Raw genomic sequence first — 21,520 nt, forward strand, 5'->3', positions numbered from 1 at the left:
GCGTAAATAATTATTGTTGGGATAAGGCAGGAAGCAGGGGGAGTTTGAGTCTTGTTTACTTTTCTTTACACAGTTTGGTTTTATTCTGCCTACTTACTTGTATGTAATTATGACTGCGTGTGATTTGATAAGTTAAAAAGGAAATTCACTCCCCTTTTCACCATACTCAGCACTCAGTACTCAGCACTCTTCATTACTTCTGCAATAAGTCTACTTAACTCGGCAGAATTTGCGATCGCTATCACTTTCAGGATATTGCCAAGAATAAGCAAAATGACTCACTCCCTTAAGTTGGGGGGCAAATTTTCGGAGTGCCTGCATTTGTACTTCAAGGGATGGACGATTACTGACGGATTCTCCCCATTTACCAGCTAAAGCCGGGATAATCTGTGTACCTGATTTTGCCATACTCAAAACCCGCTGCACTTGCGACACAATACAACTAACATCACCGCAATTTCCATAAGCCATCGGATGCCACTCTAATGTAGTGGGGAAGCGATCCCAAGGTTGCAAGCGGGAATCATACCCTTGTCCTACAGTTTGGTTGCCATCAGGGAAAAATACCACTCCTGTGGCAATACCTTGCTGCTTTGCTGGGTAACTAGCTATAGTGACAAAATCTAGAATTCCTTGCATGGCGTGGGCAACGGCAAGCTGCCACAACTCCCATTGTAAAAGCGGCTGTCTATCGGTTGCAGGCAGGATTGATTTTTCAGATGGTGGGAGAGGGCGTCCTTGCCACAGGGGTTCCCCTTCCTGGGGATAAAGTTTATCGACTTCGGTTATATCTCCGCCAGTGACAAATCCCTTACTCAAAAAGCGGCGAATCAAGTCCAGCCCTTTGAAATTTTGTGCCCGTTTAAATAAAGCTTCTTGGGTTGCGGGAGTAAATAGCCATAAATCTGAAACTTTGGTGGCGATGGAATCACTTCCAGCTTGTCGGGGATAACGCACGTAGTCTAATAACAAGCCATCTGGATGACGACGCAAAATTTCTTGTACCAATTGGTAGTAGTCGCGTTTTGCTTGCAGGTTGTAGGGGTCAATAAATACTTGAGAGCCGTTATCTACGACATATAAACTCGTTTGACCTTTGCCATTACGAGCGATCGCACTTTCTCTATCTGGACGCTGGGCGTAAGTATAGCCGAAATTTGTGGTAAACATCCAGGCGTAGACCTTCAAACCACGTTGCCGTCCTTTTTTAATTGCTGTGGCGAGTATATCGGTGTTTTCTGCCCCTGGGGTGCGAATCACGGCAGGCCAAACCGTTGGGTTAGCTTTTGCCGGCAATAATACCTGCCCGTCGTAAAATACTTCTATATAAACTTGGTTATAACCACGATTCACAATCCGATCCATAATCTGATCGATTGTTCCTGGCTGAATGTCACAAGGATACAAGCGCAACCAAATAGCTTGAACTTGCGGCCAAGTCCGTGTCCGGCACTCCTGTAATTCCTGTGCCTGCTCTTTTAGCATATTTTGGTAGCGCGTTTGAGCATTTTCATTGCCTTTAAGGGCTGACAAACGTAAGCTTTCTTTTTCCTGCGCCACCGCTGCTGATAACTGACAATACTCGCTTACTTGCGCCCTTGCTGGTTCACTGCCAAAGTTGGGAAGCAATGAACTACTAGTAAAAACAACAGCTAATAAGCGCCGCCAAAATAATGTCGATCTTATAAAGTTCAAGGGACGGTTAGACATACCTAGCAGTAGATGAACAAATTCAAACTTCAAATCAATCCAAATCAGAAAGCTATTGAAAATATGTATATAATTACACACTTAACTAGCAAGGGTTCTGAAACCTATTTTCTTAAGACTCCCAAGAACATATTTCTGTTGCCGTATTCTTTTATAAACACATAAACGATGGTGGTATAGAATACCTGAATACAAGGCAAGTTTAGTCTACTATTGGGTAGATTCTGCTTTTACCTTAGTTAGAGAAAATCTGACAAAAATAATGATATTTTTTACATAGATACAGTATTTCATTAATTCGTAGTGAATTAAATTTGGCAATATGCTTTGATAGCAAGGCATCGGCTGATATTAAGGTGCGCCTCCAACAGAGACTCACGTTAACATAGTTAAAAATTAAAAGCTTAGGTTTATATAAATTCGACAAAATAGCCAAGAGTCAAAAATTTTGACTCCTGACTATTGATGATGGAATAAGCAATAGTTAATAGCTAACCACCACGCTTCAGCGCCGTTTCTACCTGCTGTAACTCCTTCTCTAGACGATTTTTGAGTTTTTCGGGTACAGGACGATTTGGGTAAGAACTGTAGTGTCCAGCTAGGGAATTGAGGGCTGTTCGTATGGTTGTAAAGGAACCAAGACCAGAAACAGAGTTAACTCGCTGGTAGCGAGCGGAAAAGTCATTAATTTTTTGACGCGCTTCTGCTTGAACTGCTGCTTTGTCTGGCGAATCTTGTGAAAGATCCAAAGCTTGTCTCATAATATTGACCACAGCCAAGGTGTCTTGACGATAATCCCCAGTTAAACTATCTGGACTACCAGAACAACCCATTAAGCCGATAGATACAACCAAAACCAGCGCAAGCAAACGCGACCAATAGCGTTTCATATGCATTAAGTAAAAGAATACGTAAATCAAAGTCCATCCTATCTTGGATTGGTAACTTGGGGATCAATTAAGTGAGGAGTGGGGAATATGGGAGTAAGCAGAGGGCTGTTTCATTGCATAAAAAGCGCTCATTTACAAGCATCTTGGGCAAAAAATCAGATTATTAAAAAATCTAATTGGATAATTATCATCGCGATATCTTCTCTGCGAAGTTATGGAATTAGAAGTTGATCGGATTTAATCAAGTAGCTTTTTCTACCTCAATCTTTGCAATTTAAGTATCGTAATACATATCATCAGCCATAAAAAACCGACTCCATAACCTGCAATTATGTCTGTGGGCCAATGAACTCCTAAAATATAAGCGGCTGATACCAATAGCAGCAATTAAAATAACTGTCAAACTATAAATAATTTTGGCAGAATTAGGATAGTGATTTGCCAATTCGTGAGCAATAAAACCATAAAGCACCATAGAACCTAGTGCATGACCGCTAGGAAAACTAAAAGATTTTTCAGAAATCAACTGATGCCATAATTCTGGGCGAGGTTTAGAAAAAAACAACTTTAGCCCTGTATTTAAAATTAACCCTCCCAAACAAGCAAGTACAAAAACTTTCGCTTCTTCTTGGTAACGTCGCCACCAAAAGTGTTGAATGTTAAGAAAAATTCGATAAAAACATCCCAAAATATGTTAAATTTTGGGCGGAAGATTAAAGTATATCTATTTGATAGTGATTATAAATTCATTTCCCAAGATTGTCAAAGATATCTTGAGAGGACTGCCAAAAAACGATTATCCAGTATTGAACAGTCGTCTGTTATTTGAGGGAAAAGTTATCTTATGCTATGGATAACAGCTTAACAAGTATGCGAGATTTGTTTAACAGATTAAACAACACAGGATTTGAGGTAGATATTTCTACTTTCTCTAAAGCAAACTTACATCAAAGTCAAAAACCTTTTCCGGAAATTTACCAAAAATTAAATGAATTAGTACAGAAGAAAGTTCAAAAAAAGTTACACGATAAATATGCAATTTGTCCAATAGATTCAACAATTATTACTCTCACAAGTAAATTGTTATGGGTATTAGGACACCATCAAGTAAAACTTTTCAGTTCCCTAAATCTAGCTACTGGAAGTCCATCAGATAACTTCATCAATTTTGGGCATGACCATGATTATAAATTTGGTTCTAAAATGATGTCTAGTTTACCAACAAATGCTTTTGGAGTAATGGATAGAGGCTTTACAGGATTAAAATTTATCCAAGAATTAGTACAAGAAAATAAATACTTTATCTTGCAGATTAAAAACAATTGGAAACTAGAATTTGAGGATGCAAGTGGATTAATCAAAGTAGGTGCATCTGATGATACTCAAGCCTATAGAGTCATTAATTTTTGTGATGTATAAACTAAAACTGAATTTCGCTTAGTTACTAATTTACCAGAGTCAGGAGATGCAGCTGTTCATGATGATGAAATTAAGGACATTTATCGATTACGTTGGGGAGTTGAATTGTTATGGAAGTTTTTAAAGATGCACTTAAAACTTGACAAATTAATTACTAAGAACGTTAATGGTATCACTATACAAATTTACGTTATTTTGATAGCTTATCTAATTTTACAGATATTATCTATCCCACAACAATGGGGACATACGCTATTAGATAAATTCCGCTATTTGCAATCTTGTATGTGTCAGAAAATCAGTTATGTTAATTGGTTTGAGGAGATGATGTTATGTTGACTATTTGAGGCTTTTTAGAGTTAGTGTAACTAAATATGTAAAGTTTTGTATTAGGATTCAACATTTCTGGAACTGATCTCGATGAAAAATTTATCGCACTCAAAAATTTTCATCTGTGTTTAATCATTGGGCAAATTCATGTACTACAACTGAGTAACATAAATACTCTACAGCGTTATATAAAGTTTGATAGCTAGAAAAGGTCGGAAAAAGTCGGGTCTTTTTGGTAGATTTACGTAAAGTTTTGCGAAAAAATCAAGTTGCTCGTGGGAATATTGTAGTTAAGCTGTATTACTACGGAAATAAATGACGGTTGAAGAAACGATCGCACTTGTTGAGCAATTATTAGAACGAGGACGCTTAACGAGAACGCAAGAGATTGTATTTCGCTACGCCTGGGAAGGGAAAACTTACCTAGAAATGGCGCGAGAAGTCAAATATGACTACGGTCACATCAAAGACGTTGGTTCGCAACTATGGCGATCGCTTTCTCAAGCTTTAAATGAAAAAGTTACCAAGAATAACCTGCATAGAGTCCTGAAGGGAGCTACACAGCAGCAGAATGGTGTAAACATCTCCCCAAGATTAAACCTCCAACCCTTGAGCGATCGCACCGATTGGGGAGAAGCGATCGACGTTTCCCGCTTTTATGGACGTACCACTGAATTAGAAACCTTAAGTCAATGGATTGTTGGCGATGCCTGCGGCGGTAAACAACGCACTCGTCTAATAACTTTACTGGGGATGGGTGGTATTGGTAAAACCAGCCTTGCAGTTAAGGTTGCAGAAAATAACCAAGATGCCTTTGAATATATTTTTTGGCGTTCTCTACGCAATGCACCGCCAATACAAAATATTTTGTTAGACCTAATTAAATTTTTATCTAATCAGCAAGAAGTAAATTTACCCGACACCGATGAAGCTCAACTAGCGTTGCTAATGAAATATTTAAGTTCATCACGGTGTTTGCTGATCTTAGATAACGTTGAAACAATTCTCGCTAGTGGTGTAAATGCCGGCAATTATCGAGAAGGGTATGAAAGTTACGGACAGCTATTTCGGTATATTGCCCAAGTATCTCATCAAAGTTGCTTGTTACTAACTAGCCGTGAAAAACTGAAAGGGTTAGCATTGAATGAAGGAGAAAATTTACCAATTCGTTCTTTACAAGTTACAGGATTAAGCGAATTAGAGATACACGAAATTTTTATAGACAAAGGTTTTTCTGCTTCGCCAGAACATGAGCAGTTATTAACAGAAATTTATAGCGGCAATCCCTTAGCTTTAAAGATAGTTGCAAATACAACCCAAGAATTATTTGCTGGAAACGTGTTCCAATTCTTAGAGTGTGATACCTCTGTTTTTGGAGATGTCTGGGAACTTCTAGACCAACAGTGTCAACGTTTATCTCCTTTAGAACGGCAGGTGATGTGCTGGTTAGCAATTAATCGAGAAGCCGTTTCTTTAGCTGAATTGCAGAAGGATATTATACCACATATATCGACACGAGAACTCATTGAATCACTAGAGTCTTTAAAAGGAAGGTCACTAATTGAAACAAGTCATCATATTGCTAACCATAGCGTAGCTTTTACTCAACAACCTGTTGTCATGGAATACACAACAGAAAAAATAGTTACTGCTGCATTGAATGAAATTACTACAAATAGCATTGCGATTCTTAACTCTTATGCCCTGATGAAAGCAACTGCTAAAGATTATATTCGGGAATCACAGGTATGTTTGTTATTAAAACCATTAGTTGCTCAACTATTTGCACATTTTGAAACTAAAAATAGACTAGAAAAATATCTTTATCAAGTTATTACGAACTTACAAAATCATCCTCCCATTAAACCAGGATATGCGGGAGGAAATCTTCTAAATATACTCTGCCATATCTCAGCAAATTTAAAAAATGCCGATTTTTCAAACCTCACTGTTTGGCAGGCATATCTGAAAAATCTGAATTTAAATCATATTAACTTCCATAATGCTGATTTATCAACGTCGGTTTTTACCGAAACCTTTGACAGTATTTTGGCAGTAGCATTTAGTCCCAATGGAAAAATTTTAGCGGCTGGTGGTGTAGCGGGTGAGGTGCAATTATGGCAAGTAGCTGACGGAAAACCACTTTTGAGATGGAAAGCACATTCCTCTTGGATTATTTCACTAGCTTTTAGTCCCAATGGTCAAATACTAGCGACTGGTAGCGACGATCAAAGTGTAAAATTATGGGATGCTAACATAGGTATTTGCTTAGAAACCTTTCAAGGACATACAAGTTGGGTCTTTGATGTAGCATTCGCTCCCCAACGCTGCGCCAATAGTCCAGATAGCCAGACACTTGCTAGCATCGGCGATGAACACACGATTAATTTATGGGATGTTCGTCAAGGTAAACTATTAAGAACTTTTATCGGACACAGCACTCAACCTCACTCCATCGCCTTTAGTCCTGATGGTCAAATGCTAGTTAGTAGTGCGAATGACAGCACTATCAGGTTATGGAGTGTACCTACAGGTGAGTTACTCAAAACTTTCCCAGGACAAAGTAATTTTGTACAGGCTGTTACTTTTAGTCCTGATGGAACAACTATTGCGAGTGTGGGCGATGACTATATTATCCAGTTATGGAGTGTGAGAACGGGCGAACTACTCAATACCTTCATAAAGGGACACGTTTCTTTTGTACAATCAATTGCTTTTAACCCTGATGGAAAAACCCTAGCCACTGCTAGTCATGACAAAACCATCAAGTTGTGGGATGTGGCTGCCGGTATCTGCAAGAAAGTTTTACAAGGACACACTAGCCAAGCTTGGGCAATTGCTTTTAATCCTGATGGGAAAATAATTGCTAGCAGCAGTCAAGACCACACTGTTAAGCTATGGAATACTGCGACTGGGGAATGTATCAGAACTTTCAAAGGATACACTAATGCTTTTAGATTAATTGCTTTTAGCCCCAACGGCAAAACCTTGGTAAGCGGTAGCGGTGACTGTCAGGTGCGATTGTGGGATATTCAGACAGGTATATGTCTTAAAACTTTATCAGGACATACCAGTTTAGTTGTATCGGTTGCCTTTAGTCCCAATGGTAAGACTTTAGCAAGTGGCAGTACCTTAGTGAAGTTATGGGACTCAAGCACAGGTGAATGTCTCTTGACTTTGCACGGACATAGCAATTGGGTTTGGTCGGTAAATTTTAGTCCTGATGGCAAAACTTTATTGACTGGTAGCGCTGATCGAACTTTAAAATTGTGGAATGTGCAAACGGGTGAGTGTTTAAAAACATTACAAGGTCATACTGATTGGGTTTGGTGTACTGTTTTTAGTCCTAATGGTCAAACTTTGGCAAGCACCAGCGGAGATTATACGGCGAAAATCTGGGATATAAATACAGGTGTATGCTTAATCACTCTTAAAGGGCATCGCAATGGTGTATGGTCGATCGCTTTTAGTCCTGATGGTAAAATTGCAGCTACCGCCAGCGACGATCGCACTATAAAATTGTGGGATTTAACGATAGATAATAGCGATCGCTTACCATCTGGTGTATGTATCAAAACCCTAGAAGGGCATACCAGTGGAGTTTACTTTGTAGTATTTAGCCCCGATGGTTCGCAACTTGCTACAGCTAGTGATGACCAGACAGTGCGGATATGGGATGTAAATACTGGAGAATGTCTTAAAGTTTTAACAGGACATAGCAATCGGGTGTGGTCAGTGAAGTTTAGCCCCGATGGTGAAATACTTGCAAGTGCGAGTCACGACGAAACGATTAAACTGTGGAATGTCAGAACTGGCGAATGCTATAAAACGCTTCAAGCCCCACGACCTTATGAAGGAATGAACATAGCCGGAGTCAGAGGGTTAACTGAGGCACAAAAAGCTTCGTTAAGAATGCTAGGCGCAGTTGAAGTTGATTGCAAAATGAAGTTACTAGAGAATTCCTTGTAAATTCAAGTTAAAACCTGATAGTACATCTTCCCCCGATAACTGATTTGGTGATAGTAGCACTTCCTTCTCTTTTCCCTGGCGATAAATTTCCACTTGCTCACCTTTGGGGTCAATTAGCCAGCCTAACCGCGTACCATTCTTTATATACTCCTGCATTTTGTCTTGAAGGGACTTGAGGGTGTCGGAATCAGACCGCAGTTCTACTACAAAGTCTGGACAAATGGGAGGAAAAGTCTTTCTTTCATCAGGAGCCAGTGCTTGCCATCGCGCTAAAGGAATCCAAGCTGCATCAGGTGAACGTAAAGCCCCGTTGGGAAGTTGAAACATCGTTGAAGAGTCAAAAGCTTCTCCAGTCCCATCTTCATCTGTCCAAGTTCCCAAGCGTTGAGTTAATCTGCGATTTCGACTACCAGTTTCTCCACCAGTCGGCGCCATAACTACTAATTCTCCTGATGCGGTGCGCTCTAGTTTAGCATCAGGGTTGACTTGACATAGCTGATAAAACTGCTCAAAAGTGAGATTGATTAATGGTTCTAGGTTCAGGGTAATAGCAGTCATAGCTTCTCCCATCTTGATGATCACATAATAACTGGAGACATAGGGGATGAGGGAGCAGGGGAAGAATAATTACTCCTAACTTCTAACTCCTAACTCCTAACTCCTGATCAATGACTGTCAACTTTCGCTAAATTGGAAAAAGAAAAACTCAAGGAAATTTTAAATGTCAGCACAATTGTTACTGGTGGATGATGAACCAGGGATACGGGAAGCCGTGAAAGACTATTTGCAAGAGAGCGGTTTCAGCGTTCAAGTCGCCAGTAACGCCCTTGAAGGTTGGGAATGGATGCAGCTGAATACACCCGACTTAGTGATTTCCGATGTGATGATGCCTCAAGTGGATGGCTATCAGTTCTTGAAGCAACTGCGAGAAGACCCCCGTTTCCAAACACTACCAGTAGTATTTTTAACAGCTAAAGGTATGACAGGCGATCGCATCCAAGGCTATCATGCTGGTGTTGATGCCTATCTACCCAAACCCTTCGATCCAGATGAGTTAGTGGCCATAGTCGAAAATTTGCTAGCCCGCCGCGCCGCTAAGGCTGCAAGTACCGGAGATGACTCTGAAACCCCCGATCTTGCTGAACTAGCTAATCAGATTGCCCAAATTAAGGCATTGTTAACTCAAAGAAATGCTATTTCTCAGTCGCCAGCCCCTTTTAAAATAGATTTGACACCGAGAGAGCAAAGTGTTTTAAATTTGGTTGCTGAAGGGTTGATGAACAAAGAAATCGCCCGCCGCTTAGAAACCAGCGTCCGTAATGTGGAAAAATACGTCAGCCGTTTGTTTAGTAAAACCGGCACCAATAGCCGTACAGAGTTAGTTCGTTTTGCTTTAGAACACGGTCTTGCTAAATAGGAATTGGACATTGGGCATTGGGCATTGGGCATTGAGCATGGGGCATTAGTTATTAATTCTTCTCCCCCTGCTTCCCTGCCTCCCCTGCTCCCCACTCCCCATTGGTGTCAACTTAAGCTGGAAATAGCTTATCTGTGGGCTTCCATGCCCGCCAGGGAATAAATTCTCTGGCTAATAGCTTAAGTCTACTGAAGTAGACTGGAGATTTTTGGCGATATTTAGTCATCTTCTGATGACTTTAGCTATGAGACGGGAATTTTAATTCTCGGCGGACAAGCGGTTTCACATGAAGTTGACACTAATGCCCACTCCCTACTCCCCACTTCTGAGTAATAGGTAACTGGCCGTTAAACCATTACCTATTACTAGTAATAGATAAAACATAAGTATTTCAACAAATCAGGCACTTAGCTTAAGCAAAAAGCTAAAAGAAAGGTTATTTATTTTTACTTTGGTCTTTTAGGTTTTCATTATGATTCGCGCCTATTGTCCAATTCCCCATCTGTAAAGACACAGGGTTTTGTTCTTCCGGCAATGTTTTAATAAAAACTCGGTAAAATGCACCCGGCTGAATTTGCTCTTAGATTCTACCAGTACCCTTTGCTACAAAGTTTTTAATAGCGGAAACTGTTCCTGGGACTTTGTGCTGCTAAATAAGACCTTCACAAAGCAGAAATCACAATATTTTAATTTTATGAATTCTACTTGCTGCTTAGTTTTTATGGCAACGGGGGTATGGGATCAACATTTGATTTGATGCCCAATTCACGTTTTTCAGTAATTAAATTACACGTTTATACCTGAGGATTTTCAGCAACATTACGCAAGCGCATTAGCTGTCGTCGCATTTGAGGAGAGGCTTTAAACTCAGACACTTCCTGCGCTTTAACAGACGCTTGCAGTGTCTCTAGAAAGTCATCAGACCCTTCGGTTAAAGCATCAAGTAGCACCTGTAAAAGCTGCTCGCGATCGCTCAATAAACTCTTTTCCTCAATCAACCGGAATTTAAGATGGATTTCGCACTCATAAACACCTACTTCGAGATTATTTATCTGGCGTGGTAATGCTTTGGAGTTCATAGCTATTGAGATTCCTTTACTTGGTTGTCATGAGGGCAAGGAGGTAGATGTCTAGCAAAAATTCTTTATATCTCTTTTGAATCCAAAGTGCTTGAATTAAGAATTTTTCTTCATCAATCACCTTTGTATTCCATTTCACTCTCCTGTGGTGTATTTTCAAGCTAGATTTTCAGTGTCTAGATTTTGACGTTTCTGTACCAGATGTAGCTTATGGTAAGCCATAACTATTATTCAGTTTTTAAGATTCTACACAATAAAGTTTCTGTAAGAAGTTGCTCAACCTTTTTAAAGGTTTTTACATCAACTTTATGTGAACGTCAATAACAGTTTGACTTGTTACTCTAATTTTGGTGTTTATACGTAAGTAAAACCGCTTGATTTTTTTGAGTTTCTTAAAGCCCGCAGTCGGTGTAGCGCTATTCAGTGTAATTACTTGATGTGCGTTTTTTGCAATATAAAATTCAGGAGAAATTGATCGGCAGAATTATTAATGTCAAAACTTTTGTTCTCCAGAAAAAAATGTACACAGATCAAATTATTCCTGGCAAGTGCCTTATCCTACGGTCTTTTGAGCTTGATTGAGTACAAAATTTTTAGCAGTAAGTCAGATTAGTACACTAAATTAAAATACTCTCTCCATTAATTTTTACAGGAAAATAATTCGACTACTGTCAGTACTAGCAGTTAATTATGTCTTTAACTCATAACAGAAGTAACAAACTAATCAGTAAAGGTGATATTTTTACTTATGTCTATTCAATATACTCTTTGAAAACTGCATTCAAAGCTTGTAAATTGAGAGCATCTAAGCTCAGAGATAGCGTCTACAATAATTTCAGTGTAATCCACGCAAATCTTACACCTTTTTATGGATAACCCGATGCTGCTCAAGTCCACAACCCGGCATATCCGCATTTTCGCAGGTGAAATTGACCGGGATGGCGATCTAGTTCCTAGTCAACAAGTCTTAACCTTAGATGTTGACCCAGATAACGAATTTAATTGGAATGAAGATGCCCTGCAAAAAATTTATCGAAAATTTGATGAATTAGTAGAAGCATCTAGTGGCGAAGACCTCACAGATTATAACTTACGCCGTGTGGGGTCAGATTTAGAGCATTACCTGCGATCGCTCCTCCAAAAAGGAGAAGTGAGCTACAATCTTTCTGCCCGTGTTACCAACTACAGCATGGGAGTCCCTCAAGTTGCCATTGACGACAAACAATAAGCCAATGAGTCGGTAGCGAACTGGCTGAACCATTTTGGATACAGAGTGCTGAGTTAAAAGTGCCTCGGCTTAGAGTAAAAAGATTCATAAGTCTACTTCTTAACTCAGCACTGGCTCAACCCTAGCTATCCGCTAACAGCAATCTGAAGAGATTTTTAGAGCCACTGCATTTATCCGGTACTTTTGCCAAAATTAATATTTGCTATTCTTAATTCTTAATTAAAGTTAATTCTTGCTATCCTACTTATAAACTAAATAAATACCAACATTATCCGCCTCTTGATGATGGATAATTTAGCAAAAGCAAATCGTGCAGTTATGCTTGGGTTATGCTTTGGTGACAGGGTTGGGTTAGTTGCTTTGCCGATGGAGAGTCACAGGGCAATAGAAGCTATGATTAGGCTGTAGGGTTGACTTAGGAGCGTATTTTTTGGATAAGTTTTGTATTAGCACCTGCTGATATCCGCCAGCTAAAATCATCATCTAAAGTCTGGGTATGTCAAGTTTAAGAAAGATGAGCGGTCTAGATTGTCCCTACTAATGCTATTAAAGAAATTGCCAATCGCTGATCGGTGCGAAAACTATGGAAAATGACGCGGCAACGCTCTACTGTCCAAACGAAAATTGTCAGGCTGCCAACCCCCTGACTCACAAGTTTTGCCAGCGATGTTCCACGCCCCTACCTAAAAATTATCTCTGGGCTGTGGTAGATGGCCCAAACGTGGGTAGCCCTGGAGAAATATTAGCCGATCGCTATTTAATCCTTGATAAATTTGTTCTTTTAGATACAAAGCCTGGTTTATTAGCCCTAACGCCGGAGTTAGATAATCTTCAGCCCCTAAAAGCTTACCTGAGGCTCATTCCCTACCGCTTACACGTACCGCAGGTCTATGGAGTGCTGTTTGTTGCTGACGGATCTTCCGAGCGAGAAATATTACTCTTAGAAAAACCGCCACTATTAGTAGATGACACTATCCAAAAAGTGAGTTTGGGCAGTGAATTAACCATTGCTTGGCGTGATGCAACATCGATGCGCCAACTCAATTGGTTATGGCAAATAGCTCATCTGTGGCAACCTCTTGCAAGTGAAGGTGTCGCCTCTAGCTTACTGGACTCTTATGTACTACGGGTAGAAGGATCGTTAGTACGTTTATTGGAATTGCGTTTTGATGGCGCCACACCAGAATTAACCCAATTAGGCGAATTTTGGCAGCAGTTGATCGGTGATGCCAAACCAGCCATAACTGAATTTGTCGAGCGCGTTAGCCTTGCTTTAATTCAGGGAAAGATTAATTCCACCGATCAATTAATCGGAGTTTTAGATCAAGGACTGGCTGGGTTAGGGCGATCGCAAACACCCACAATCCAAATTATCACCAAAACCGATACCGGACCAAGTCGCCAGCGTAACGAAGATGCCTGTAGCCCCCCCAGTGGAACTCTAGTCAGCAAACCACCGCAGCCAACCGCCTTAGCAATTGTCTGTGATGGCATCGGTGGTCACGAAGGCGGCAATGTCGCCTCAAATTTAGCCATTGAAACAATCCAGCAGCAGGTACAGCAACTAACAAAAGTTCCCTACGACCACATAGACCCTTCACTGCTGCTAAATGACTTAGATAAAGCAGTGGCAATGGCCAATGACAAAATTAGTCAGCGCAATGACGGTGAAAATCGCCAAGGGCGTCAACGTATGGGCACGACCTTAGTCATGGCATTGCCTGTTGCTCATGAAATGTACATTACCCACGTCGGCGATAGTCGTGCCTACTGGATTACACGCCAAGGCTGTTATCAAGTTACCCTCGATGATGATGTCGCCTCCCGCGAAGTGCGGCTAGGTTATGCCATTTATCGCGAGGCTGTACAACAAAGTGCCGCTGGCTCTCTTGTCCAAGCCTTGGGGATGGGGCCCAGCAGTTCACTGCATCCCACATCGGGACGGTTTATGCTAGACGAAGATGCAGTTTTTCTGCTCACATCCGATGGTTTGAGTGATTTCGATCGGGTAGAGGAGTACTGGGAAACTGAAATCTTGCCGATTCTACTTGGGGAAGCAGATATAGCAACTGTTGCCAATAGATTAGTCGAACTTGCTAATACTAAAAATGGACACGATAATGTCACCGTCGCTTTAGTTCATTATCAAGTCCAATATTGGGAACCAGAAATCACCATCAAAGCAGTGATTCCAGAGAGTTATTCTGCCAAAACTGTTGATTTGGCATCCAGGGCGACAGCTCCGACAGTTTTAGGTAGCCCAAACCACAAAACTCAGGTAATTACTGAAAAGGAGCCAGTCAAAAAGCGCAGTTTACCGCTACAGTGGATTGTTCCATTACTATTTGTGGTAGCCGCAGGTGCTTTAGGATTGTTCGTAAAGCAACTGCGATCGCAATCATGGACATTTCCAACTTTTGCCAATCCCACCCCAACTGCCAACCCTACCATTGCAGCAACACCCACACCGCGATCGCTGGCTAATCTTTCTCCTGGTTGGGTAATTAAAACCAATAATGACATCTCCTTGGGAAACAACCAATCACTTCCTCGTGGGACTTTTTTAGAGGTTATTGAGAAAAAATCAAATCCCAAACCGGCTTCTGGGAATTTTTCAGTGTCTATGCGAGTCTGTGCCAATAAAAGTACACAAACTCTAGCTAATACTAATACCCCAGCTGTAACTACCTCAGTTCCACCAAATTCCAAACCTTTGCCAGCAACAATATTGCTAGACTTGTCCCAACTCAACCGTTTTGGTGTTTCTGTTTTACAATCAGATGCACCAAGTCCATGTACACCCGTTACCCAACCGCCAGTTACCGAACCAGGTGACACAAGTCCAACTTAGTCAAATACTCGATAAACTTGTAAAAACCTGGAATAATAACAGGTAACAACCTAAGTAAAAAATTTACAAGGTAAAAAAGTAGAAAATTTTCACCTTGGAGGATTTTTATTTGAAATTATCAAGAAAATAAAGAGGTCAAGGGCAGTCCTTACTGAAGGAAAGGGTCTAAGACTCCCACTGTTGCGTCAGCTTCCCACAGCTACAAGAGTTCAGTAGCTCCAAATCAGGAAAGGTCAAATCCTATAGCTGATTTCTCCCCTGCCTCCTGCCCCCTCCCCCATGCCTTATAACAATTGTTTTTAGCTTTTAGTTTAATGAATCCATGCCATCCCTGAATTTGGCGATCGCCCGTCTCCTAAACACTGGCACTGACAACTTCGCCATTTGGGTGGTCAAGGCTCCCTATCCCAGTGGCTACGTTTTACGTGACTGTGTATGGCCTGTTGAACTGACCCAAGTCTGGCAAGAATGGCAGCAGATGTTTGCTGGTCATGGTCGCCTTGATATTTCCCCTAGCTCAACATCTCAAAAGAGCAACCCATTGCCCATAGATTTGATTTCACCCCCTTCAGGTCAGACTACTGGCCCCTACAGCAGTCGTCTTATGCAATACTTGGGAATGAATTTATGGCGCTGGGTATTTGACGGACAAATTCTTGGTAGTCTAGAACGCAGTCGCGGTATTGCTATGGGTCAGCATACACGTTTGCGCTTCCGACTAGAAATTCGCGACCCGGATCTCATCGCTTTCCCTTGGGAAATTATGCAGCGTGAGCCTGGTCAATCGGCGATGTCTCTCTCGCAAGATTTGCTATTTAGTCGTACCAGCACTGAAGTTGATGCTTTACCCTATTTGCGAACTGACCAGGCTTTAAGTATTTTGCTAGTTTTAGGTCATGATGACAAACTGCAACTAGAACAAGAAGCCGCAATCTTACAGCAAATTCTTGCAGATACCCCTGGTAATTCCCAAAGATACGCGCCTTGTATAGTCAATCAACTCATTCAACCAACTCCACAGCAGTTGATTGATGAATTAGAAACCAAAGCATACAATGTTTTCTTTTACGCTGGACATGGTTTGCCAGACCCAGACGGAGGGTTACTGTTTTTGCGACCAGAGATGCCCCTAAATGGCATAGAATTGGCGCAAGTCTTGACGCGTACAGGTGTAAAGCTAGCGGTTTTTAACGCCTGTTGGGGGGCACAGCCAGCCGCAATCAACCATCAAGCGATCCCTGCCAGCAGTTTAGCAGAAGTACTGATTCGTCATGGTGTGCCTGCGGTTTTGGGGATGCGCGATGAAATCGCTGACCACGAAAGCCACAGTTTTATTCAAGCTTTTACCGAAGCTTTGCGATCGCACAAGCCAATTGATGAAGCCGTAGCCCAGGCTAGGCAAGAGTTGTTAACGCTGTATAAATTTAATCAACCTGCTTGGACTTTGCCTGTTCTCTACCTGCATCCAGATTTTAATGGCGAACTGATTAAGAATCTGGATGAAGGTATTACGGAACTTCCAGATACAGCCATTCCTGATGTTGGTTCCTCGCTTCCCATTGCAAGTTTACGATCGCTCACTCCCAAAGGTAAAACCTGGTTACTGCGTTATGGAGTTACCCGCATCGGCCGCACGAAAGACAATGATATCGTCATCCCCGAACCATCTGTATCAAAACGCCACGCCGAAATCTTTTGCCGCAATACTCTTACAGATGCTACATTGGTGCGAACTTATTACTTGCAAGATTTTTCTACCTACGGGACAACCTGGTTTTTAGGGCCTAATGGTTGGCAACAAATCCTCCGAGAGGAAGTCCCGTTGAAATCGGGAATGCAGGTAAAGTTTGGAAGTGCTAGAGGTGAAACCTGGGAGTTTGTGATTCAAGACTCCTAGCGGAGCTATTGCCCAAATGGATTTGGATGTTAAGCATCAGCTTTTAAAATCTGTTTTTTTGGAGAAAAATTCAACTTTTTTTTGCGGAAATCTCCTCTTAAAATTTGTAGTTGTCAATACCACCAAATAATCATCAGGTAAGAAAATATGGCTAACAAAATTAACGGTTCAGACACTTTCTCTTCTTTGCCATCTCAAGTAGACTTAGAGTTATTAGAAGCCTTACTGGAAGCAGAAGACGCTACCTATCCTTGGAATCCAGGTGATGAGGAATCAGAAGCTTATTTTCAAGAACTCGAACAACAGTTCGGAATAGAAGATTTGCTTGATGAAGGACTAACAAAGCGATCGCAAGATTTTTACGGACATCTAGACACACTTTGGGCTGGTATTGCTTCGACGCCAGACTACAATGACACCAGACAACAGGTAGTAGTGCTTAATCTTCAAGAAATATTACGTACTAATTTTGCTGCCTGTGTTCCCCAAACATTGCTCAACACCATCGCCACTAAAGCTGCTGAAATATTTGCGGCTCGTCAATTAATCAGCGAACAATTGGTTGAGTGCGTTCAGACAGTACTGCCAGCTTGGGGAACAGAGGATCTTTTAGTATTGGCTCGTCCTTTTGCTTATGCTATGCGAAGTAGTGAATCGCAAAATGCGGCATCTGCACTCAGTAATCTTCAAAATAGCGAGTGGACAGCTTTATCGGAAGTAGATAAAGCAAAGGTTAGTTTAGCGATCGCTTCTTATGCTTTTACACAACTCAACAACTCTCAGCCTGAGGTATGAATGGGGAGTAGGGAGTAGGGAAAACTTTTCATTATGGGTTGTGTTCGCGTAACCCGCACTTTTGGGATCAGTCTGTTTAGAGGCATCTTTTGAAAAGATGTTGGTTTACTTATGCAGAAGTGCTAAAGAAAAAGCCAAAAATCAAAACTTTTATAATAAATTTTAATGGTTTTTATTTTTGTATTTACGATTACCCTACAGTAAAACAAATCTACGCTAATTTTGAAACTAGGCCATCTATCCCAAGAGGTAAATATTGAAGCATTGGGAATTGGGCATTGCTTAGTAGTTATTCTTTATCGTAAATTAAAGGATTTAAGACCCCTACATCTATATGTAGCACCCATTTAAGTCGGGGTTTGTCTTGAGAAATCGCTCCACTTGGGCAAAGCCCAAGACCGCGTTTCTCGCTAAATCCTCGTCTGAAATGTCTTTAATTTTGAATTTTGTTAGCGCAGCGTAAAGCCTTCTCTTGCAGAGACGCTAACGCGTAGCTTGCTTCCACGAAAGTGGTACGGCATGGCAACTCTTAGAGACGCTACCGCGAATGCTTAGAGCGAGTCTACGTACCCCTGCGGGGATCTTGCTACGCGCAGCGTCTGTCTGCGACACGCTGCGCGAACGTAGAGAGCGTCATTTTGAATTTTGAATTGTTATCCCCCTCATCTCCCCCTACTCCTATTTTGGCCCTAGAAATCGGGTAGCAAAATTTTGCGATCGCGTTGGTGACAGCGCCCGTGCTTTGAGAATTGCCGCCATCAAAAAGGCGTAAGATAAAACCCCAACAACTACTAACAGCAAGGCATTGATTGATCCTGTAGCATTCCACAGAGCATGGAGCGCAGAGGCACTCAGATAACCAATAGAAAGAATTTGCCAACTCCTACTAGGTTTGAGGACAGCCAAACCAATAAAATAACCAAGGTAGCCACTATAAGCCATATGTCCGGCTACAGAGCCTAAAATTCGGGGAATTAGCAGTTGTAAACCTGCCAGTTGACCAGCAGCGCCTATACCTACCTGTTGCGTGACATTTTGAGTGATATCTGGCACATACTGTCCGAGAGTTTCCAAGAGAGTGAAACCTACAGCAGAAGCCGTTCCCAAGAGAATACCATCTAGAGGTTCCCAAATACCAATGCGTTCCCGCCAAGGTGAAGACAACATTCTACCGATGGCAAAGGCTCCTAGTACAGGTAATGCCTTAAGTAATTCTTCCATCAAGCCAGCGCCAAAAAACATCCGCACCAGCAACTCTGTGAAGGTGATCGATTCTTGAGGTGTGGGCAAGCTTCCAGGCAAGATGCCGCGAAACACGAAGATAAATAGATCCAACACCGGACTGAGCAAAATCAGTGTTGTACCCAATGCTGTAGCCATTAGTACCCACCAAGGCTTCTGTTTGCCGCAAAGTTGGTAAACAAAATAGTAGGCAGCGAAAGCGATATAACTTGCTACAATCACTTGATTTGCTTGGGGACGACCGACTGTAGCAAACATTAACACTACAAAGATGACGGTCAGTATTCCCGGTACAAGGTAAGCTTTACTAGTTAAATCTTTACCAGTAGAAATAATCGGAAAAAGCTGGGTGAAGCTAACAGAATCCGGCTGCTTTAATTGCGTGTGGTTGTGGTAGTTTGTCGCCGAAGGCAGTGGTGTAACTTGGTTCACTGTCGTTGCCGGAGTAATTGAGGTATACTCATACTCAAAAATATATTGCGGCCCATCAGCACCTAGAGAAATGCGATCGCCTGGGTGCAATTCTTGGCATTCATACAAGCGTTGTCCATTCAAATAAGTGCCATTAGCACTATTCAAGTCACAAAGCACCCAGCTAAATTTGCTATCTGGGGATAGAGAAAGTGGACGAACCACTGCATGACGACGAGATACCATCCGGTAGATCATGGCATCCAAGACAACTTGGCAGCTGGGGTCGCGTCCAATTACCATCTCTTTACTGGGGGGCAGTGAGTAGCGAGATTCTGCTCCAGAAATTGCCCCATTACCAGACACTAGCCGCAGAAATGCATTATGTCTTGCGTTTTTGCCTGTCATCGATAAGAAGTGCGTTTCTAAACTAATTCTTCACCTAATTGGGCGGCAGGACTAACCTTGGCCACATTAACAGCAGCGTTGCTAAATCCACTATAGCTTCACTTACTGCTAAGAAATTTAAAATTCTCGATGCAAAATTTCAAATTGTTTTACCTAATGTAAATAAGTATTCCATCTACTGAGAGTTTGTCATAAAGCTGACTTATTCGGCGGATAAATCAGATTGTATCAGTAGTGTACTTTTGATATCCTATCTGCAAATTAAACCTACGGCAGTTTATCAAAAAATAGTAGTTTTTACTGCATTCAGTCCCATTGCAGAAATATATAATTTTCTGCCGTCTGTTGTCGGTTGTTTTTGCTACTGATAATTGACTAATCTTGTTTGGAATGGGGAATTGGGAAAGAAACTGCCTTGAAGATTGGGCTATTCCCGATGAATTGGGAAGTTCCGTCCGTCTTACGGCACAGTAGTTTACTAACTATTGACTAATTAAAGCAGATGGAATTCTGCGATCGCTCTCTTAAAGTTTTTGTTTTCATGTCCTGGCTGGCTGAGTTTAATTAAGGCAAAACGCTGTAATGGCGTTAAGGCTGCCCAATTTTTTTGTGTCAAGGTTACACCTATTTCTTGAGCTTTTTCCTGAAGGCTAATTGGTACTATGCCAGAGTCTAACCATGCGGGATGAGGCTCAATGGGCAATTTTTTTGCTGGTATACCAGTACGTCCGACAATTAACTGCTGGATATGGTCGTGGTAAGACTGAATTTCCGTTTCTGTGGTGCAAGGTAATTCAACTAAAGCTTGACGCTCATCTGTAGTCATTTGGTTCCAGTCGGGCAATTTTAACTTGATACCACAGGTATCTAATTTACAGCGTACCTGCATAGGAATGCAACGCAGGGAATCAACAAAATCTGCTTCAAATTGAAAGAAATCTGTCACGTCGCTTCGCTCCGAATTCAAAATTCAAAATTAATGATCCCCATCAATAAATTTAGTTGCTCTGTATCATGAGTCGTTTTCGGTCATTATTTGCCTCGTTCCCAGTCTCCGACTGGGAATGCTCGTCTTTGAGGCTCCGCCTCTCGAACTCGCGGCAGAGCCGCTTTTGAGTTGCATTTCCAGCCGGAGGCTGGAAACGAGGTTTTAAAGGAGTTTTAGCTTAAGTTGACACCAATGGTTCGCGTAGTACCCTGCGGGTTCTCCGTTCGCGTAGCGTTCTGTAGGAAAGGAGTACGCAATGACAAACATGTTCTTGCAAAATTTGGGATGTTCCCTTTCAACTTGCATCTTTGGAATTACTGAGACGAATTATCAAATAACTAATCGATAAGGCCAAAATAGCTACACCTAGACCAATTATATCAAGACCTCCAACTTTTTCTAAGTCAAGAATAATAATTTTTCTGGCAACAGCAATTAAAGAGGTAACAATAACTAATTCAACTTGAAAAACATGTTTTCGGAGATAGGCTGTAATATTTTCTAAGATTTCTAAGGCAATTAAAATATTTAAAAATAAACCAAAAACCTTATAAAGGGTTGTGTTAAACTTCCCGTAAGGTATTGTAAATAATTCTTTAAAAATAAAGATTCCTAAATCTGTAATAGCTACGAAAATTACAATTACCATGAAAATAGATAAAGTTTTAGAAACTAGAACTTCTATGTTCTCGATGATGTGCATAAAGTTCTCATCTTTGGTAGCTCCTAGAATTCGCCTCATTAACTTTTTCATCTGCTGCACCCGATTCTAAGATAAAATAAAATCCCATAGATAAATCTAGAGGATTAAAAATTACTTACTAATACTTTGTAAGTTTTCTATCTATTTTTTTATTCTTCATCCATATCTAAAAGTAAAACTTCT

13 protein-coding genes and 2 pseudogenes are annotated in these 21,520 nt (G+C 41.2%); 7 read left to right on the forward strand and 8 right to left on the reverse strand.

What is annotated here, in order from left to right:
* Positions 1–210: 210 nt before the first annotated feature.
* The 3 genes and pseudogenes from FD723_RS08995 to FD723_RS09005 all read right to left on the reverse strand — a co-directional run.
* Entirely contained in the window at positions 211–1,710 is a 1,500-nt protein-coding gene (locus FD723_RS08995) for a family 10 glycosylhydrolase (protein WP_179065026.1), read from the reverse strand.
* A 491-nt stretch (positions 1,711–2,201) separates the two neighbouring features.
* Positions 2,202–2,606 (reverse strand): photosystem II protein Psb27, encoded by a 405-nt coding sequence (gene psb27 / locus FD723_RS09000; RefSeq protein ID WP_179065027.1) that lies wholly within the window; start codon positions 2,604–2,606, stop codon positions 2,202–2,204.
* Positions 2,607–2,855: 249 nt separating this feature from the next.
* Positions 2,856–3,246, reverse strand: a pseudogene (locus tag FD723_RS09005) (phosphatase PAP2 family protein); the annotation flags it as partial.
* Positions 3,247–3,334: 88 nt separating this feature from the next.
* Here FD723_RS09005 and FD723_RS09010 point away from each other — a divergent pair.
* A pseudogene (locus tag FD723_RS09010) lies at positions 3,335–4,358 on the forward strand (IS4 family transposase).
* A gap of 306 nt (positions 4,359–4,664) precedes the next feature.
* Positions 4,665–8,318 carry an NB-ARC domain-containing protein gene (locus FD723_RS09015; protein ID WP_179065028.1) on the forward strand — a complete coding sequence of 1,218 codons (3,654 nt, stop codon included), beginning with the start codon at positions 4,665–4,667 and terminating at the stop codon, positions 8,316–8,318.
* On the opposite strand, the gene FD723_RS09020 is transcribed toward FD723_RS09015, so the two are convergent.
* Positions 8,301–8,876, reverse strand: coding sequence for a Uma2 family endonuclease (locus FD723_RS09020; protein WP_179065029.1), 576 nt, complete (start codon positions 8,874–8,876; stop codon positions 8,301–8,303). The genes FD723_RS09015 and FD723_RS09020 overlap by 18 nt on opposite strands.
* Positions 8,877–9,039: 163 nt before the next feature.
* Here FD723_RS09020 and FD723_RS09025 point away from each other — a divergent pair, with 163 nt between their 5' ends.
* A complete protein-coding gene (locus FD723_RS09025; RefSeq protein ID WP_179065030.1) occupies positions 9,040–9,735 on the forward strand; it encodes a response regulator transcription factor in 696 nt (231 codons plus the stop codon).
* A gap of 794 nt (positions 9,736–10,529) precedes the next feature.
* Here the strand turns inward: FD723_RS09025 and FD723_RS09030 are convergent.
* Positions 10,530–10,814: an Npun_R1517 family heterocyst differentiation transcriptional regulator gene (locus FD723_RS09030; RefSeq protein WP_179065031.1), complete on the reverse strand. Its 285-nt coding sequence runs from the start codon at positions 10,812–10,814 to the stop codon at positions 10,530–10,532.
* 868 nt (positions 10,815–11,682) lie between these two features.
* Between FD723_RS09030 and FD723_RS09035 the strand changes: the two genes are divergently transcribed.
* The 4 genes from FD723_RS09035 (at position 11,683) to FD723_RS09050 (ending at position 17,585) form a co-directional block, all read left to right on the forward strand.
* Positions 11,683–12,042 carry an NAD(P)H-quinone oxidoreductase subunit M gene (locus FD723_RS09035; RefSeq protein ID WP_179065032.1) on the forward strand — a complete coding sequence of 120 codons (360 nt, stop codon included), beginning with the start codon at positions 11,683–11,685 and terminating at the stop codon, positions 12,040–12,042.
* 583 nt (positions 12,043–12,625) lie between these two features.
* A complete protein-coding gene (locus FD723_RS09040) occupies positions 12,626–14,893 on the forward strand; it encodes a protein phosphatase 2C domain-containing protein (protein WP_179065033.1) in 2,268 nt (755 codons plus the stop codon).
* A gap of 322 nt (positions 14,894–15,215) precedes the next feature.
* A complete protein-coding gene (locus tag FD723_RS09045; RefSeq protein WP_179065034.1) occupies positions 15,216–16,790 on the forward strand; it encodes a CHAT domain-containing protein in 1,575 nt (524 codons plus the stop codon).
* A gap of 147 nt (positions 16,791–16,937) precedes the next feature.
* The gene (locus tag FD723_RS09050; RefSeq protein ID WP_179065035.1) at positions 16,938–17,585 is read left to right on the forward strand and encodes a hypothetical protein; all 648 of its coding nucleotides are present in this window, start codon (positions 16,938–16,940) and stop codon (positions 17,583–17,585) included.
* A gap of 678 nt (positions 17,586–18,263) precedes the next feature.
* Here the strand turns inward: FD723_RS09050 and FD723_RS09055 are convergent.
* The 3 genes from FD723_RS09055 to FD723_RS09065 all read right to left on the reverse strand — a co-directional run bounded on the left by FD723_RS09055 (position 18,264) and on the right by FD723_RS09065 (position 21,388).
* A complete protein-coding gene (locus FD723_RS09055; RefSeq protein WP_179065036.1) occupies positions 18,264–19,646 on the reverse strand; it encodes a PrsW family glutamic-type intramembrane protease in 1,383 nt (460 codons plus the stop codon).
* Positions 19,647–20,139: 493 nt separating this feature from the next.
* Positions 20,140–20,592 (reverse strand): nitrate reductase associated protein, encoded by a 453-nt coding sequence (locus tag FD723_RS09060; protein WP_179065037.1) that lies wholly within the window; start codon positions 20,590–20,592, stop codon positions 20,140–20,142.
* Positions 20,593–20,929: 337 nt separating this feature from the next.
* On the reverse strand, positions 20,930–21,388 hold the full coding sequence (locus tag FD723_RS09065; RefSeq protein ID WP_179065038.1) for a phosphate-starvation-inducible PsiE family protein: 459 nt from the start codon (positions 21,386–21,388) through the stop codon (positions 20,930–20,932).
* Positions 21,389–21,520 lie beyond the last annotated feature (132 nt).

Origin of the sequence: Nostoc sp. C052 (genome assembly GCF_013393905.1) — a bacterium.
In the GTDB taxonomy this organism is placed as follows: domain Bacteria; phylum Cyanobacteriota; class Cyanobacteriia; order Cyanobacteriales; family Nostocaceae; genus Nostoc.